Source organism: Pseudomonas sp. LA5, assembly GCF_028640825.1.
GTDB lineage: Bacteria > Pseudomonadota > Gammaproteobacteria > Pseudomonadales > Pseudomonadaceae > Chryseomonas > Chryseomonas aestiva.
Genome location: NZ_JAQYZY010000060.1, coordinates 228799 through 244662, shown reverse-complemented (window position 1 = coordinate 244662; position 15864 = coordinate 228799). Strand labels below are relative to the sequence as shown.

13 protein-coding genes are annotated in these 15864 nt (G+C 69.2%); 8 read left to right on the top strand and 5 right to left on the bottom strand.

The genetic code is table 11. The features are described from left to right. Nucleotide 1: 1 nt before the first annotated feature. Nucleotides 2-1078: a molybdenum ABC transporter ATP-binding protein gene (modC, locus tag PVZ72_RS23715; RefSeq protein WP_273863157.1), complete on the top strand. Its 1077-nt coding sequence runs from the start codon at nt 2-4 to the stop codon at nt 1076-1078. Here modC and PVZ72_RS23710 read toward each other — a convergent pair. Then, a complete protein-coding gene (locus PVZ72_RS23710) occupies nt 1070-1996 on the bottom strand; it encodes a LysR family transcriptional regulator (RefSeq protein ID WP_273863156.1) in 927 nt (308 codons plus the stop codon). The genes modC and PVZ72_RS23710 overlap by 9 nt on opposite strands. A 138-nt stretch (nt 1997-2134) precedes the next feature. On the opposite strand from PVZ72_RS23710, the gene PVZ72_RS23705 reads away from it, so the two are divergent. Beyond that, nucleotides 2135-3052, top strand: a complete 918-nt coding sequence (locus PVZ72_RS23705; RefSeq protein WP_273863155.1) for a DMT family transporter — start codon at nt 2135-2137, stop codon at nt 3050-3052. On the opposite strand, the gene PVZ72_RS23700 is transcribed toward PVZ72_RS23705, so the two are convergent. Together PVZ72_RS23700 and PVZ72_RS23695 are read right to left on the bottom strand one after the other, a co-directional pair. Beyond that, a complete protein-coding gene (locus PVZ72_RS23700) occupies nt 3018-3950 on the bottom strand; it encodes an acetamidase/formamidase family protein (RefSeq protein ID WP_273863154.1) in 933 nt (310 codons plus the stop codon). The two genes, PVZ72_RS23705 and PVZ72_RS23700, sit on opposite strands and share 35 nt — an antisense overlap. Before the next feature lie 26 nt (nt 3951-3976). Next, entirely contained in the window at nt 3977-5359 is a 1383-nt protein-coding gene (locus PVZ72_RS23695; RefSeq protein ID WP_273863153.1) for an APC family permease, read from the bottom strand. Between the two features lie 152 nt (nt 5360-5511). On the opposite strand from PVZ72_RS23695, the gene PVZ72_RS23690 reads away from it, so the two are divergent. The 6 genes from PVZ72_RS23690 (at nt 5512) to PVZ72_RS23665 (ending at nt 11502) form a co-directional block, all read left to right on the top strand. Next, nucleotides 5512-6276, top strand: a complete 765-nt coding sequence (locus PVZ72_RS23690) for a LuxR family transcriptional regulator (RefSeq protein ID WP_187981155.1) — start codon at nt 5512-5514, stop codon at nt 6274-6276. 88 nt (nt 6277-6364) lie between these two features. Beyond that, nucleotides 6365-6835, top strand: coding sequence for a nuclear transport factor 2 family protein (locus PVZ72_RS23685; RefSeq protein WP_133862145.1), 471 nt, complete (start codon nt 6365-6367; stop codon nt 6833-6835). A 72-nt stretch (nt 6836-6907) separates the two neighbouring features. Continuing rightward, complete coding sequence (locus PVZ72_RS23680; protein ID WP_273863152.1) at nt 6908-7813, top strand: LysR family transcriptional regulator; 906 nt, start codon at nt 6908-6910, stop codon at nt 7811-7813. Between the two features lie 109 nt (nt 7814-7922). Continuing rightward, nucleotides 7923-9113: a CaiB/BaiF CoA transferase family protein gene (locus PVZ72_RS23675; protein ID WP_273863151.1), complete on the top strand. Its 1191-nt coding sequence runs from the start codon at nt 7923-7925 to the stop codon at nt 9111-9113. Next, the gene (locus PVZ72_RS23670; protein ID WP_187981156.1) at nt 9110-10036 is read left to right on the top strand and encodes a hydroxymethylglutaryl-CoA lyase; all 927 of its coding nucleotides are present in this window, start codon (nt 9110-9112) and stop codon (nt 10034-10036) included. The genes PVZ72_RS23675 and PVZ72_RS23670 overlap by 4 nt, the downstream gene beginning before the upstream one ends. 77 nt (nt 10037-10113) lie before the next feature. Continuing rightward, complete coding sequence (locus PVZ72_RS23665; RefSeq protein WP_273863150.1) at nt 10114-11502, top strand: MFS transporter; 1389 nt, start codon at nt 10114-10116, stop codon at nt 11500-11502. 2 nt (nt 11503-11504) lie between these two features. Here PVZ72_RS23665 and PVZ72_RS23660 read toward each other — a convergent pair whose 3' ends face one another. Beyond that, nucleotides 11505-14603, bottom strand: coding sequence for a multidrug efflux RND transporter permease subunit (locus PVZ72_RS23660; RefSeq protein ID WP_273863149.1), 3099 nt, complete (start codon nt 14601-14603; stop codon nt 11505-11507). Then, nucleotides 14603-15754 (bottom strand): efflux RND transporter periplasmic adaptor subunit, encoded by a 1152-nt coding sequence (locus PVZ72_RS23655; RefSeq protein ID WP_273863148.1) that lies wholly within the window; start codon nt 15752-15754, stop codon nt 14603-14605. The genes PVZ72_RS23660 and PVZ72_RS23655 overlap by 1 nt, the downstream gene beginning before the upstream one ends. Between the last annotated feature and the right edge of the window lie 110 nt (nt 15755-15864).

Sequence of the window (15864 nt, the reverse complement as noted above, 5' to 3'; positions counted from 1 at the left end):
TATGAGTCTGACGGCGAGATTCGAACTCTCACACCCGAGCTTCACGCTGGACGTGGACCTGATGCTGCCCGGCAGCGGCGTCACCGCGCTGTTCGGCCCCTCGGGCTCGGGCAAGACCAGCTGCCTGAGGTGCGTGGCCGGACTCGAACCCGCCGCCCGCGGGCGTCTGGTGGTGGCCGGGGAGACCTGGCAGGACAGCGACCGCGGCCTGTTCCTGCCGCCGCACCGGCGCGCCCTGGGCTATGTCTTCCAGGACGCCAACCTGTTCGAGCATCTGGACGTGCGCCGCAACCTGCTGTTCGGCTGGCAGCGGGTCGCGCCGGACGAGCGCCGGCTGGCGCTGGAGCAGGTCGTCGAGTTGCTGGGCATCGAGGGACTGCTCACCCGGATGCCGGCACGTCTCTCCGGCGGCGAACGCCAGCGGGTCGGCATAGCCCGGGCGCTGCTGACCAGTCCGCGGCTGCTGCTGATGGATGAACCCCTGGCGGCGCTGGACGCCGAGCGCAAGGCGGAGATCCTGCCCTACCTGGAGCGCCTGACCCGGGAGCTGGCGCTGCCGATCCTCTATGTCAGCCATGCCCCCGACGAGGTGGCGCGACTAGCCGATCACCTGGTGCTGCTGGAGCGGGGTCGGGTGCTGGCCAGTGGGCCGACCACCGAGGTACTGGCGCGCCTCGACCTGCCCATCGCCCTGGCCGATGACGCCGGGGTGGTGTTGGAAGGGCGGGTGCTCGGCCATGATCCGGACTACGGCCTGCTCAGCCTGGGCCTGGCCGGCGAGCAGCGCGTGCTGCTGGCCCATGCCCCGCTACCGCCCGGCCAGGCGTTGCGCATCAAGGTACTGGCGCGGGATGTCAGCCTCAGCCTGGAGCGCCAGCACAGCAGCATCCTCAATGTGCTGCCGGCAACCATCGCCGAGATCGCCCCGACCCGTTCGCCGGCCCAGGTGCTGGTGCGCCTGGACCTGGGCGGCGCGGCGCTGCTGGCACGGATCACCCGCTATTCGCTGGAGCGGCTGGCGTTGCAGCCGGGTAGCCGGGTCTGGGCGCAGCTCAAGTCGGTGGCGGTGCTAGCCTGAACCTGGGGCTGACCTGAGCCGCTCCAGCAGGAAATCCACCAGCACCCTGACCGCCGCTGGCAACTGGCGATCCGGCGGATAGAGCAGCCAGGCGGTGCCCTGGTAGGGGCCGAGGTATTGCCAGTCGGGCAGCACCCGCCGCAGACTGCCGGCGGCCAGGCCGGCTTCGGCGGCGAAGGCCGGCAGGCAGGCGATGCCCAGATCGGCGAGGGTCGCCTCCAGGCGCACGCCGCTGTGGTTGCAGGCCAGGCGGCCGCGCACCGTTACGCTTTCCACCCGGTCGCCACGGCGCAGTTGCCAGCGCTGGTCGCCCGGGGTTTCGCCGAGGTAGAGGCAATCGTGCTCCGCCAGCGCCTGGGGCTGCTGCGGCGTGCCGCGGCGCTGCAGATAGGCCGGGCTGGCGCAGAGCACGAAGTCCATCTCGCGCAGTGGCCGGGCGACGAAGCCGGCGGGTGGCTGCTCGGTGATGCGCACCAGCAGATCCTGGTCGTCGGCGATGGGATCCAGCGGGCGATCGTCCAGGCGCAGTTGCAGATCCACCTGCGGATAGCGCTGGAAGAATTCCGGCAGCAAAGGGGCGATCAGCCGGTAGCCGACCGCCTTGGGCACCGCCAGTCGTACCTGCCCGCGCGGTTCCTCGCTGTGCTGCAGGCCACTGTCCAGCGCCGCACCGGCGGCGGCCAGCAGCTGACGGCAGTGGCCGAGTACCTCGCGGCCGGCTTCGCTCAGCCGCAATTGGCGGGTGGTGCGCTGCAGCAGACGCACCCCCAGCTCCCGTTCCAGCCGCGCGACCTGACGACTGACCGCCGAGGGTGTGGCGTCCATCAGCCGGGCGGCCGCGGTGAAGCTGCCGGTCTCCACCACCTTGGCGAAGGCGACCATGCAGGGCAGCAGGGGGAGGGCGCGCAGGAGATCCATGCCGAAGTCCGCCAGAAGCAATAGGGCTGGAAAGGCTGCCATTGCTTCCCCGGGGGAACAAGAGCTATGCACGCTGGCGGGCTTATCGTGCTGGTCAGGGGCGGGCACACTGGCGGCCTGATTCAGGGAGAAGCTGTCATGTCGCAACGCCCCACCTTCGGTCTCGCCGAAGGCCTGCTGCTCGCTACCGCCCTGGTCTGGGGGACCAGCTACGCCGTGGTCAAGGACGCCGTGATGCTCTATCCGGTGCTCGGCTACCTGGCGCTGCGCTTCTGTCTCACCGCGGCGCTGCTACTGCCAACCCTGAAGGGCGAGGGCCGGCGGGCCTGGCGACCCGGGGTGCCGACCGGGCTGCTGCTATTGGCGATCTTTCTCGCCGAGACCTATGGCGTGGCCCTGACCAGCGCCAGCAACGCCGCCTTTCTCATCAGCCTCTGCGTGGCCCTGACGCCCTTCGCCGAGTGGTGGCTGCTCGGTCAGCGCCCCGAGGCCCGCGCCCTGGGCGCCGCGGGGCTGGCGGTGGCGGGCGCCGGGCTGCTGACCCGTGGGGTGACCCTGAGCTTCAACCTGGGTGACGGCCTGATCCTGCTGGCGGCCGTATTGCGCGCGGTCAATGTCTGCGTGGTGCGTCGGCGTCTGCAGCAGGCCAGTGCCCCGGTGCCGGCCCTGGCGCTGACCGCCGTGCAGACCGGGGTGGTGGGCCTGGCCTGTCTGCTGCTGTTCGCCCTGGGCCCGGGCCTGGCACCGCTGCCCATGCAAGCGGGCTTCTGGCTCGCCACCGGCTACCTGGTGCTGTTCTGCACCCTGGGCGCCTTTCTCGCCCAGAACTTTGCCCTGGGCCGCACCAGCGCCACCCGCGTCGCCCTGCTGATGGGCGCCGAGCCGCTGTTCGGCGCGCTGTTCGCCAGCTTCTGGCTGGACGAACGCCTGGGCCTCTGGGGCTGGCTGGGCGGCCTGCTGATCGTCATCGCCTCGCTGTGGGGGACGTTGCCGCGGCGGACGCCAGACCGTTCGGCCCCGGCTATTCGAACACGATCCGCGGAAAATAGAAGCTGACCACCCAGTTGGGCACGTCGACGATCTCGCTGATGCGCAGATCGCCGCAGACCGAGCAGAGCAGATAGGCCTGCTCCGCCGGCAGGTTGCGGGTCTGCCCGAGCCAGTCGATGGCGCCGCTGACGGCCATCCGCGCCGCGGCCAGCAGGTCGGGTCCGACACCGGTGAAGACCTCGTAACCGGCGCCGTCGAGATGTCGGGTGACCGGCCCCGGGGTGCTGAAGCGGGGCATGGCCAGCGGTTGCCCCTTGATCAGCTCAAAGGTGGCGGTGACCGCCATGGCGGTCTCGATGGCGGTGCCGCAGACTTCGCCATCGCCCTGGGCGGCATGGGTATCGCCGATGGAAAACAGCGCTCCGGCGACCTCTACCGGCAGGTAGAGGCTGGTGCCGGCGGCCAGGTCGCGGATATCCAGATTGCCACCCACCGGCCGTGGTGGCACCACCGAGTGCAGACCCGGCGCCGCGGGCGCCACCCCCAGGGTGCCGGCGAAGGGCTTGAGCGGGACCCGCGCCAGCTCGCCGAAGGCGGCCGGCGTCTGACCGCTGCGGTCGTAATGCCAGAGCTGCAGCACCGGGTCCGGAAACTGGTCGGCGAGCAGGCCGAAGCCGGGAATGTTGGCGGTCCAGCCAAAGCCGCTGGGGGCGAAGCTTTCCAGCGTCACCTTGAGGACGTCGCCCGGCTCGGCGCCCTCGATCCACAGCGGACCGCAGACCGGATTGACTCGCTCGAAGGGCAGGGTGGCGATGTCGGCGGCGCTGGAGTGGCCGTGGAAGTGGCCGTCCGCCGCGTCGCGGCAGGCAAAGCTGACCGTCTCTCCCGGCGCGACCTCCAGCGCCGGGGGGAGGCTGTGATCCCAGCCACAATGGCAGTGCTGGCTGTGCAGGGTCTTGATCATCGGGAGCCTCCGCGGCGGGTCTGTGCCTAATGGACGGCGTCGTTGGCCTTGAATTCCGTGGTCCGGCCGCTGAGCCTGAGGAAGGCCAGCACGGCCAGGCCCAGCACCATCCAGCAGCTGCCGCCGACCTTGGCGTAGACGTCGGCGTTGAACAGCACATAGGCGAGGATGATGAAACCGACCAGCGGGACCAGTGCATGCAGCAGCGGGCGACCGGCGCCGCGGTGATGCCAGGCCACTGCCACATGCAGGAGCAGGAAGGCGGTCAGCGCACCGAAGTTGCACATGGAGGCGAGCAGGTTGATCTGGCCGACAAAGAACAGCCCCAGCACCAGGCTCAGGGCCGCCACCAGCAGGATGGCGCGCTGCGGCACTCGGGTCGTGGGATGGATCTGCCGCAGGAACTGCGGCATCTGGCGATCACGGGCCATGGCGAACAGCAGGCGCGAGGTGGCGGCCTGGGCCACCAGGGCGTTGGCGATGGCGGCGCCGATGGCCACCGCCAGGGCGATCACCACCTGCAGCCAGGGGCCGGCGATCAACCGACCGATCTCGTAGAAGGCGTTGTTCGAGGCATCGGCGTCGGGGTACTGGATCAGGTTGGGTTGCAGCAGGGCGGCCAGCCAGGTCTGCACCATGAACAGCGCGGCCACCAGGGTCAGGGCCAGCAGCGTGGCGCGACCCACTACCCGGCTGCCGCCGCGGGTTTCCTCGGAGAGGGTGGAGATGGCGTCGAAGCCGAGAAAGGACAGCACCGCCACCGACAACGCGCTGAAGATCAGTGGCAGGGAGAATTCCTGGGGGTTGTACAGCGGCTTCAGGCTCCACTCGGCGCCATTCACGCCGCGGCTGATGGCCAGCGCGGCCAGCACCACGAACACCAGCAGCACCGCCAGCTGGCCGTAGAGGAACAGCCGGTTGGCGCGGGCGGTGGTCTCGATGCCACGCAGGTTGACCAGGGTGTTGAGGCCGACGAAGAAAACGATCCACAGCGGCTGGGGAAGGACCGGGATGACGTTGGCCATGGCGTTGGCGCCGATCACATAGAGCAGGGTGGGCACCAGCAGGTAGTCGAGCAGGATGGCCCAGCCGGCGAGAAAGCCCAGCGCCGGGTGCAGGCCGCGACCGACGTAGGCGTAGACCGAACCGGCCACCGGAAAGGCGCGCGACATCTGCTGGTAGCTGACCGCGGTGAACAGCATGGCGACGAAGCCGATCAGGTAGGTGAGGGGCACCATGCCGTGGCTGGCGTCGAACACCCCGCCAAAGATGGAGAAGGGCGCGATGGGCACCATGAACACCAGGCCGTAGATGAGCAGGTCCTTCAGCCCGAGCTGGCGCTTGAGTTCCTGGGTGTAGCCGAAGCGAGCGAGGTCGGCGGCGTCGCCGGACGGAGCGTGCTGAGTCATGGGACTTCCTCGAAGGGGCGGGGTAGGCTCGACTCTAGGCCAGGGTGGGGCCTGGCCCCATCCACAAAAGTGCTAGGTTTGCAGCAGGCCGGGGGCGACTGGCAGAGCCTTTGCTTCGCTTTCCCGATCGCCATCAGGGCAGGAGCTCCAAGATGCATGCCGATCTGCTCACCGTCAGCAGCCGCCTCGCCGGGCTGCCCACGCTCGACGCCTGTCTGGATGCCGTCCAGGCCAGCGCCGGCCACCTGGGCTGCAAGGCGCTGATCTACGACTACGCCCCGGTGCCCCTCAGTCACGACGGGGTACTCATCACCCCCTCGGTGTTCAAGGTACGCAACGCCCCGGCGGACATGCAGGCCTTCTGGTGCGAGCGCGGCTACTACCAGATCGACCCGGTGCAGCAATGCGCCAGTCGGCGCGCCGCGCCCTTCGTCTGGTCGTTTCGCAGCGAAACCCGCAGCGCCCTGCGCGAGTACCTGGGTGACAGTCATCGCCCGGTCACCTGCTATGTGCGCGACAGCGGCCTGGCCACCGGGGTGACCGTGCCGCTGCACTTGCCCGGCGGGGCCTTCGCCACCCTGACCGGCATCCTCGATGCCGAGGCCCCGGACGCCGAGGCCGCCGGCGAAGCCTGCCTGGGCGCCTTCCTGGTGCTGGCCCATGCCTTCCAGGCCCGCGCCGACGAATTGCTCGCCCCGGCTGAGCGCCGCTGCGGCCAGGTCCGCCTGACGCCGCGCGAGCGTGAGTGCCTGCAGTATTCCGCCAAGGGGCTGACCGCCAAGCGCATCGCCGCGACCCTCAACCGCTCCACCGCCACGGTCAACCTGCACCTCAACTCCGCCGCCCGCAAACTGGGCGCACGCAACCGGGTCGAGGCGGTAGTGCGGGGATTGCACTATCGCCTAGTCGAGGTCTAAGCAACTTGGCCGGATCCGTGGGCCGTTCGACCTTGTGCCACCGCCGCCACGGCCCGACACTGGGGCCTCATCTGCCCAGGAGAGTCCCATGAGCGCTGCCCGTCCTCCCGTCCCGCCGTTCACCCTCGAATCCGCCCAGCAGAAGGTCCGCGCCGCCGAAGATGGCTGGAACAGCCGCGATCCCGCCAAGGTGGCCCTGGCCTACACCGTCGACAGCCGCTGGCGCAATCGCGCCGACTTCCTCCAGGGCCGCGTCGCCATCGAGGCCTTTCTCACCCGCAAGTGGCAGCGCGAGCACGAGTACCGGCTGATCAAGGAACTCTGGGCGCATGACGGCGCGCGCATCGCCGTGCGCTTCGCCTACGAATGGCGGGACGAAGACGGCCAGTGGTACCGCGCCTACGGCAACGAGAACTGGCACTTCGACGACCAGGGCCTGATGGCCGAGCGTCACGCCAGCATCAACGACCTGCCGATCACCGCGGCCGAGCGGCTGTTTCACTGGCCCCAGGGGCGGCGGCCGGATGACCATCCCGGCTTGAGCGACCTGGGTCTCTGACCGGAGGCGGGCGGCTAGCCCGGGCGGGCCTGGTCCTGTACAAGGACCTCTGGCCGCCAGGACCGCAAGACGATGCACTACCGCAACCTGCTCCGCCGCCTCGACCTGGTCTCGCTGCAGCTGCTGCTGGCGGTGCACGAGGAGGGCACCCTGACCCGCGCCGCCGAGCGCGAGATGATCGCCCTGTCCGCCGCCAGCAAGCGCCTGCATGATCTGGAGCGGTCGCTCGACATCGAACTCTTCGAGCGCAACGCCAAGGGCACCACCCTCACCCCGGTCGGCGAGACGCTGCTGCATTACGCCAAGCGCATCCTTGCCGACGTCGAGCGCATCAGCATCGACGTCGGCGAACACCTGCAGGGCGTGCGCGGCTACGTGCGGATGATGGCCAACATCTCCGCCATCATCGAATTCCTTCCCGAGGACCTGCAGGCCTTCACCGTCGGCCATCCCCAGGTCAAGATCAGCCTGGACGAGCGACCCAGCGCCGGGGTGGTGAAGGGCGTGCTGGAAGGCGCCGCCGACCTGGGCATCTGCTCCTCGGACACCGATACCCGCGGCCTGCTGGCCGTGCCCTACCGGCAGGACACCCTGGTGGTGGTGATGCGTCCCGATCATCGCCTGGCCGCCTGCGCGCGGCTGGCCTTCGCCGAGACCCTGGACGATGACCACGTCGGCCTGCACGCCGACAGCTTCATCAACCTGCGCACCAAGGCGGCCGCCCGCAGTCACGGCAAGGCCTTGCGCCTGCGCATCCATGTACCCGGCTTCGATGCCGTGTGCCGCATGGTGCAGGCGGGTTTCGGGCTGGGCGTGCTGCCGCTGCAGGCCTTCGAACTCATCGGGCGACCGCTCGGACTGATCGCCGCGGCGCTGGATGACGACTGGTCCCAGCGCAGCCTGGCGCTGGTGGTCCGCGACGTCGAGACGCTATCGCCGGTCAGCCGGCTGCTCTACGACCACCTGCTGGAGGTCTGAATCCGGGTCTTCGCGATTCGCGAAGACCCCTTGCCGAAAGACGTTAACCACCGGCTGCTCTATTGTCCTAGCATCGGCCTCATTCCAATAACAAAGAGGCTCGCCCGCCATGACGGCTCTCACCGGACTCCGTGTCATCGAGATCGGCACGCTCATCGCCGCCCCCTTCGCCGCCCGCCTGCTGGCCGAATTCGGCGCCGAAGTGATCAAGATCGAAGCCCTGGACAAGGGCGATCCCCTGCGCAAGTGGCGCAAGCTGCACGAGGGCACCTCGCTCTGGTGGTACCTGCAGTCGCGCAACAAGAAGTCCCTCGCCCTAAATCTGCGTTCCGCCGAAGGCGTGGCCCTGGTCAAGCAGCTGGTCGAGGGCGCCGACGTGCTCATCGAGAATCTGCGCCCGGGCGCCCTGGAAAAGCTCGGCCTGGGCTGGGACGTGCTGCACGCCCTCAATCCCAAGCTCACCCTGGTGCGCATCTCCGGCTACGGCCAGACCGGCCCCTATCGTGATCGCCCCGGCTTCGGTGCCATCGGCGAGGCCATGGGCGGCATCCGCTACACCACCGGTACTCCGGGCGTACCGCCGGCGCGGGTCGGGGTCAGCCTGGGCGATTCCCTGGCTTCCATGCACGCGGTGATCGGCGCCCTGATGTCGGTGCTGCGGGTCAAGACCGGCCAGGGCGATGGCCAGGTGGTCGACGTCTCCCTGGTCGAGAGCGTGTTCAACGTCATGGAAAGCCTGGTACCCGAATACTCCATGCTCGGCCATGTGCGCGAGCGTACCGGTGGCGCCTTGCCCGGTATCGCGCCGTCCAACACCTATCCCACCGGCGACGGCGGTTTCGTGGTGATCGCCGGCAACAGCGATCCCATCTATGTGCGGCTGATGCAGGCCATCGGCCGACCCGATCTGGCCGAGCGCCCGGACCTGGCGCAGAACGACGGGCGCGCCCGCCACTGCGAGCTGATCGACGAGGCCATCGCCGCCTGGACCGGCAGTCGCGGCATCGACGAGGTGCTGGAGATCCTCGAAGGCGCCGAGGTTCCGGCCGGACGCATCTATTCTGCCGCCGACATCGTCGCCGACCCTCATTACCAGGCGCGGGAGATGCTGCTGGACACCACCCTGCCCGACGGCGCCACCCTGAAGATGCCGGGCATCGTACCCAAGCTGTCGGCCACCCCGGGCCAGGTCAACTGGCAGGGTCCGACCCTCGGTGAGCACACCGATAGCCTGCTGACCGAACTGGGGCTGAGCGAAGCGGATATCCAGCGACTCAGAAAGGGCGGGGTGGTGCAATGAGTAGCGAACGCCTGATCGTCCAGGAAGTCGCGCCCCGTGACGGCTTGCAGATCGAGCCGAGCTGGGTGGAAACCGCCGACAAGATCGCCCTGATCGACGGGCTCTCCGCGCTGGGTTTCTCGCGGATCGAGGCCGGTTCCTTCGTCTCGCCCAAGGCGGTGCCCATGCTGCGCGACGGCGAGGCGGTGTTCCAGGGCATCGCTCGCCGGCCCGGGGTGACCTATGTCGCCCTGGTGCCCAATCTCAAGGGCGCCCAGCGCGCCCTGGCGGCAGGCGCCGACGAGCTAAACCTGGTGCTCTCCGCCAGCCAGACCCACAATCGCGCCAACATGCGCATGAGTTGCGAGCAGTCCCTCGCCAGCTTCGCCGAGGTGGTGCAGCTGGCCAAGGGGCAGGCGGTCTCGCTCAACGGCACCGTGGCGACCACCTTCGGTTGCCCCTTCGAAGGGCGCATCGACGAAGGCTGGGTGTTCGAGCTGGTGCAGCGCTATCTGGCGCTGGGCATGACCGGCATCACCCTCGCCGACACCACCGGCATGGCCAATCCGCGGCAGGTCGCGCGGATCGTGCGCCAGGTGCTGGAACTGATCCCGGCGTCCGCCCTGACCCTGCATTTCCACAACACCCGTGGCCTGGGCCTGAGCAACGTCCTGGCCGCCTACGAAGCCGGCGCCCGGCGCTTCGACGCCGCCCTCGGTGGCCTCGGTGGCTGCCCCTTCGCCCCGGGCGCCTCCGGCAACATCTGCACCGAGGACCTGGTGAATCTCTGCGCCGAGATCGGCGTGGACACCGGCATCGACCTGCAACGGCTGATCGAGTTGTCGCGCACCCTGCCGGCGCTGCTGGGGCACGACACCCCCGGCCAGGTGGCCAAGGCCGGGCGCAATTGCGATCTGCATCCACCGCCCGCGACCGCTGGCTGAGCCGCACCCGCTTTCATTCGTTCGCCCTGACTACAACAACAAAGGAGCGCCAGTCTGGCCGCTCCCGGGAGACCGCTATGCCCTTATCCGCAACCTCCGCCGCCGCCGTGGCGGCCGCCGAACAGGCCATCGTCCGCAAGGTCGCCTGGCGGCTCATGCCGCTGATCATGATCTGCTACCTGTTCGCCTTCTTCGATCGCATCAACATCAGCTTCGCCAAGTTCCAGCTGCAGGCCGACCTGTCGCTGAGCAACACCGCCTATGGCCTGGGCGCGGGACTCTTCGTGGTGGGCTATGTGCTGTTCGAGGTACCCAGCAACATGATGCTGTACAAGGTCGGCGCTCGGCGCTGGATCGCGCGCATCATGATCTCCTGGGGCATCGCCACGGCGCTGATGATGTTCGTTACCACCGAATGGCAGTTCTATGTGCTGCGCTTCCTCATCGGCGCCATGGAAGCCGGCTTCGCGCCGGGGATCCTCTACTACCTGACGCTGTGGTTTCCGCAGAGCTATCGCGGGCGCATCACCTCGACGCTGTTCCTCGCCTCGGCCTTCGCCGGGCTGATCGGCGCCCCCGTCTCCGGGGTGATCCTCGGCCAGATGGACGGCCTGCTCGGTATTCGCGGCTGGCACTGGCTGTTCCTGGCGGGTGGCATCCCCTGCGTGCTGCTGGGCGTGCTGGTGCTGCGCCTGCTGCATGACCGCATCGCCGATGCGCCCTGGCTCAACGCCGACGAGAAGACCTTTCTGGCCAGCCGCATCGCCCGTCATGAAAACAACAGCCATGGCTCGCTGCTGGCGGCGATCCGACTGCCGGGCTTCCTGCTGCTCGCGGTGATCTACTTCCTGATCCAGGTCGCCTCCTATGGCCTCAACTTCTGGGCGCCGCAGCTGATCCGCAGCGCCGGGACCGAGAGCCCCACCCTCATCGGCCTGCTGACCGCCGTGCCCTACGTCTTCGGCGCCATCAGCATGGTGGTGGTGGGCCGGCTGTCGGACGCCAGCGGCGAGCGGCGCAAGTTCGTCTGCGGTCTGGTGATCGCCGGCGCCCTGGGGTTCTTCAGCGCGGGACTCTTCGCCGATCACACCACCTTCCTGATCCTGTCGCTGGCCCTGATGGGCGCCGGCATCATCGCCGCCATCCCGACCTTCTGGTCGCTGCCGCCGAAACTGCTGGCCGGCGCGGGCGCAGGGGCCGCGGGGGGTATCGCCCTGATCAACACCCTGGGGCAGCTCGGTGGCATCGTCAGTCCGGTGATGGTGGGCTACATCAAGGACATGACCGGCAGCACCACTCCGGCGCTCTATCTCATCGGCTGCACCAGTCTGCTGGCCGCCGGCCTGATGTTCTGGGCACTGCCGCAGAGCCTGCGGACCTCGGACAAGATCGGCGCCCGCCCGCCGGAGCCCGCGCCGGTCGAGGATGCCGCGCTGCTGGGCGACAAGCGCTCCCTCAACTCCTGAGGCTAGAGTTCCGGCGCGTGCCAGCGCCGGACCAGCCGCAGCACTAGCACGAAGAACACCGGCACGAAGACCAGCGCCAGGGTGGCGCTGAGCATGCCGCCGATCACCCCGGTGCCCACCGCCTGCTGGCTCGCCGAGCTGGCACCGGTGGCCAGGGCCAGGGGCACCACACCGAGAATGAAGGCCAGCGAAGTCATGACGATGGGTCGCAGGCGTAGCCGGGCGGCGCGACAGGTGGCCTGGTACAGGTCCAGGCCGCCATCGTGCAGGCGCTTGGCGAATTCGATGAGCAGGATGGCGTTCTTCGCCGTGAGACCGATCACCGTGATCAGGCCGACCTTGAAGAAGACATCGTTGGGCATCCCCCTCAGGGTCACCGCCAGCACCGCGCCGAGTACGCCCAGGGGCACCACCAGCAATACCGCGGTGGGAATCGACCAGCTTTCATAGAGCGCCGCCAGACAGAGGAACACCACCAGCAGTGACAGCCCCAGCAGCACCGGTGCCTGGCCGGCGGAGAGGCGTTCCTGCAGCGACAGCGCCGTCCATTCCAGGGCGAAACCACGCGGCAACTCGGCAGTCAGGCGCGCCAGTTCGGCCATGGCCTCGCCGGTGGTGTGACCGGGCAGCGGTTCGCCGGACAGGCTGATGGCGGGATAGCCGTTGTAGCGCGACAGCTGCGCCGGGCCCTGGGTCCAGTCGGCGTTGACGAAGGCGGACAGCGGCACCATGCGGCCGCGCTCGTTGCGTACCTCCAGGCGCAGCAGGTCGTCCACCTGGCTGCGGCTGCCCAGCTCGGCCTGCACGATCACCTGCTGCATCCGGCCGCGATTGGGGAAGTCGTTGACATAGCTTGAGCCCAGGGCAGTGCCCAGGGTCTCGCCGAGGGCGGCGAAGCCTACCCCCAGGGCGGCGGCCTGGCGGCGATCCACCACCAGCTGCACCTGGGCGCTGTCGGCCAGGGCGGTCTCCCGCACGTAGGCGATGATCGGATTGCCCGCCAGCCGGGCCTGCAACTCATCGCGCGCCGCCTTGAGCGCCGCCTGGCCGCGATTGGACCTGTCCTGCAGGCGCACCTCGAAACCGCTGGAGGTACCCAGGCCTTCCACCGGCGGCGGCAGCACGGCGAAACCCTGGGCTTCGCTCTCGCCGGCCAGGGCGGCGTTGGCGCGCTCGGCGATGGCCGCGGCGGAGTCGGTCGGGCCGCGGGCGGACCAGTCCTTGAGGGTGGTGAAGGCCAGGGCGGCGTTCTGGCCGCTGCCGGAAAAGCTGAAGCCGAGCAGCACGAGGTCGTTGGCCACCCCGGGTTCGGCGGCGTAATGGCGCTCCAGTCGCTCGAGCACCTTGAGGGTGCGCTCCTGGGTGGCGCCGGGCGGCAGCTGGATGTCGGTGATCAGATAACCCTGGTCCTCGGTGGGCAGAAAGGCGCCGGGCAGACGGCCATACAGCGCCACCAGGGCCACCAGCAGGAGGGCGAACAGCAGGAGATTGGGCAGCAGCCGGCGGATGGCGCGGGCCACCCAGCCTTCGAAGCCGGCGGTCAGCCGCTCGAAGCCCCGGTTGAAGGCGCCAAAGAAGCCGCCGCGGGCATGGGTACCCTGGGGAATCGGCTTGAGCAGGGTGGCGCACAGCGCCGGGGTCAGACTCAGGGCGAGAAAGGCGGAAAGGAGGATGGCCACCGCCATGGATGCCGAGAACTGACGATAGATGACGCCCACCGAGCCGCTCATGAAGGCCATGGGCACGAAGACCGCGGTGAGCACCAGGGTGATGCCGACGATGGCGCCGGAGATCTCGCCCATGGCCTTGCGGGTGGCGGCGCGTGGGTCGAGACCCTCGCTGGCCATCAGCCGCTCGACGTTCTCCACCACCACGATGGCGTCGTCCACCAGGATGCCGATGGCCAGCACCATGCCGAACAGGGTCAGCACATTGATCGAATAGCCTAGCGCCAGGAGCACGGCGCAGGTGCCCAACAGTGCCACCGGCACCACCAGGGTCGGGATCAGGGTGTAGCGCAGATTCTGCAGGAACAGGTACATCACCGCGAACACCAGCGCCATGGCCTCCAGCAGGGTATGGATGACCTGGGTGATGGAGATCTCGACGAAGGGCGCCGTGTCGTAGGGGATGTCGTATTTCATGCCCGGCGGAAAGTACCGGGACAGCTCGGCCAGCTTGGCGCGCACCGCCTTGGCGGTGGCCAGGGCGTTGGCGGTGGGTGCCAGCTGCACCCCGACCGCCACCGAAGGCTTGCCGTCCAGCCGCGTGCCGAAGTTGTAGCTCTGGCTGCCCACCTCGACCCGGGCCACGTCGCCCAGGGTCACGCTGGAGCCATCGGCCCCGGCACGCAGCAGGATGCCGGCGAACTCCGCCGGGTCGCTCAACTGGCCCTTGATCAATACCGGCGCGCTCAGCTCCTGGCCGGCGGGGGCGGGCAACTCGCCAAGGCTGCCGGCCGCCACCTGGACGTTCTGCTCGGCGATGGCGCGGGTCACGTCCGCCGGGGTCAGACCGACCGCCACCAGGCGACTGGGATCGAGCCAGACGCGCAGGGCGTGCTCGGCGCCGAACAGCTGGGCCTTGCCCACGCCGTCCAGGCGGCGCAGCTCGTTGACCACGTTGCGCGCCAGATAGTCGCTCAGGGCGGTGGTGTCGAGGCGCTCATCGGTGGCGGTAAGGGTGACGAACAGCAGATAGCCGGCGGAGGTCTCCTCGATCTGGATGCCCTGCTGGGTGACCGCACGCGGCAGGCGCGGCTCCACCACCTTGAGGCGATTCTGGATGTCCACCTTGGCCAGCTCCGGATCGGTGCCGGGCTGGAAGGTCACGGTCAGGGTGGCGCTGCCCTGGCTGCTGCTGGAGGAAAAGTAGAGCAGATGGTTGACGCCATTGAGCTCCTGCTCGACCAGGCTGACCACGCTCTCGTCCAGGGTCTGCGGCGAGGCGCCCGGATAGCTCAGGGTCAGCTCGATCTGCGGCGGTGCCACGTTGGGATACTGGGCCACCGGCAACTGCGGCAGGGCCAGCAGGCCGGCGAGCAGGATGAACAGCGCCACCACCCAGGCGAACACCGGGCGGTCGATGAAGAAGCTGGCCATCAGCGCACCTCCGCCGCGGTGGCCTGGGCTTCTTCAGGCTCCACCACCAGGCCCGGCTGCGCCTGTTGCAGGCCGGAGAGCAACACCCGCTCACCGGCGGCGAGACCGGACTCCACCACCCAGCGCCCTTCGACTACCGGGCCCAGACGCACCTCGCGCAGGGCCACCCGGTTTTCGGCGTCCACCACCCAGACCTGGGCCCCACCATCGACGCTGCGCTGCACCGCCCGCTGCGCCACGCTCAGGCCCCGGTCGAGGCGCGCCTGCTCCAGGCGCACCCGCACGAAGCTGCCCGGCAGGAGGTCGTGCCGCGGATTGGGAAACTGGCTGCGCAGGGTGATCTGCCCGGTGCTGGCGTCCACCGCCAGATCGGCGAACAGCAGGCGGCCGCTCTCGGGATAGGGGCTGCCGTCCTCCTGCAACAGGGTCACCCGGGCCTGATCCGGCGCCACCTGCTGCAGACGACCGTCCCGCAGCGCATCGCGCAGGGTCTTGAGCTGGCGGGTCGACTGGGTGACATCGGCATGGATGGGGTCCAGTTGCTGGATGATCGCCAGGGGCGTGGCATCGCCCTGGCCGACCAGGGCGCCTTCGGTGACCAGGGCCTTGCCGATGCGCCCGGCGATGGGCGCTTTGACCGTGGCATAGCCCAGGTTCAGTCGCGCCCGCTTGAGCGCTGCCCGGGCCGCTGCCACCTCGGCCTGCGCCTGCAGGCTGGCACCGCGGGCATTGTCCTGCTCCTGGCGACTGATCGCCTCGCTCTCCACCAGCGCCGCATAGCGCTCGGCCAGCCGCTGCGCCTGGAAGGCGCTGGCCTCGGCCTTGCGCAGGGCGGCCGCGGCGCTGTCCACCTCGGCCTGCAGCGGCGCCGGATCGATACGGAACAGCACCTCGCCGGCCTTGACCTCGCTGCCCTCGCGAAACACCCGCTGCAGCACGATGCCGGCGACCCGTGCCCGCACCTCGGCGGTCCGTGGCGCCACCAGGCGGCCACTGAGTTCGCTGGCGATGGCCAGGGGCGTCGGTTGCAGTGTCTCCACCTGCACCCTGGGCGCGGGCGGGGCGGCGGCGTCCGGGGCCGGACGGTCGCAGGCGGCGAGCAGCAGGCAGAGCAGCACGAGGCTGCCGAGGGCAGGGCGGGACAGGGACATCGGGGCTTCCTCCAGGAGAGCGCCATGGTAGGCGTCTCGCTCAAGCCACCCTGTAAACGTCTGTAGGTCTCTTGTGAAAGAGTGTTAAGCCTTGCGCCCGTCCGCCCGGG

Excerpts from the sequence above, each read along its gene's own strand:
- modC (WP_273863157.1), top strand. The coding sequence starts at position 2 with ATGAGTCTGACGGCGAGATTCGAACTCTCACACCCGAGCTTCACGCTG.
- PVZ72_RS23710 (WP_273863156.1), bottom strand. The coding sequence starts at position 1,996 with ATGGATCTCCTGCGCGCCCTCCCCCTGCTGCCCTGCATGGTCGCCTTC.
- PVZ72_RS23705 (WP_273863155.1), top strand. The coding sequence starts at position 2,135 with ATGTCGCAACGCCCCACCTTCGGTCTCGCCGAAGGCCTGCTGCTCGCT.
- PVZ72_RS23700 (WP_273863154.1), bottom strand. The coding sequence starts at position 3,950 with ATGATCAAGACCCTGCACAGCCAGCACTGCCATTGTGGCTGGGATCAC.
- PVZ72_RS23695 (WP_273863153.1), bottom strand. The coding sequence starts at position 5,359 with ATGACTCAGCACGCTCCGTCCGGCGACGCCGCCGACCTCGCTCGCTTC.
- PVZ72_RS23690 (WP_187981155.1), top strand. The coding sequence starts at position 5,512 with ATGCATGCCGATCTGCTCACCGTCAGCAGCCGCCTCGCCGGGCTGCCC.
- PVZ72_RS23685 (WP_133862145.1), top strand. The coding sequence starts at position 6,365 with ATGAGCGCTGCCCGTCCTCCCGTCCCGCCGTTCACCCTCGAATCCGCC.
- PVZ72_RS23680 (WP_273863152.1), top strand. The coding sequence starts at position 6,908 with ATGCACTACCGCAACCTGCTCCGCCGCCTCGACCTGGTCTCGCTGCAG.
- PVZ72_RS23675 (WP_273863151.1), top strand. The coding sequence starts at position 7,923 with ATGACGGCTCTCACCGGACTCCGTGTCATCGAGATCGGCACGCTCATC.
- PVZ72_RS23670 (WP_187981156.1), top strand. The coding sequence starts at position 9,110 with ATGAGTAGCGAACGCCTGATCGTCCAGGAAGTCGCGCCCCGTGACGGC.
- PVZ72_RS23665 (WP_273863150.1), top strand. The coding sequence starts at position 10,114 with ATGCCCTTATCCGCAACCTCCGCCGCCGCCGTGGCGGCCGCCGAACAG.
- PVZ72_RS23660 (WP_273863149.1), bottom strand. The coding sequence starts at position 14,603 with ATGGCCAGCTTCTTCATCGACCGCCCGGTGTTCGCCTGGGTGGTGGCG.
- PVZ72_RS23655 (WP_273863148.1), bottom strand. The coding sequence starts at position 15,754 with ATGTCCCTGTCCCGCCCTGCCCTCGGCAGCCTCGTGCTGCTCTGCCTG.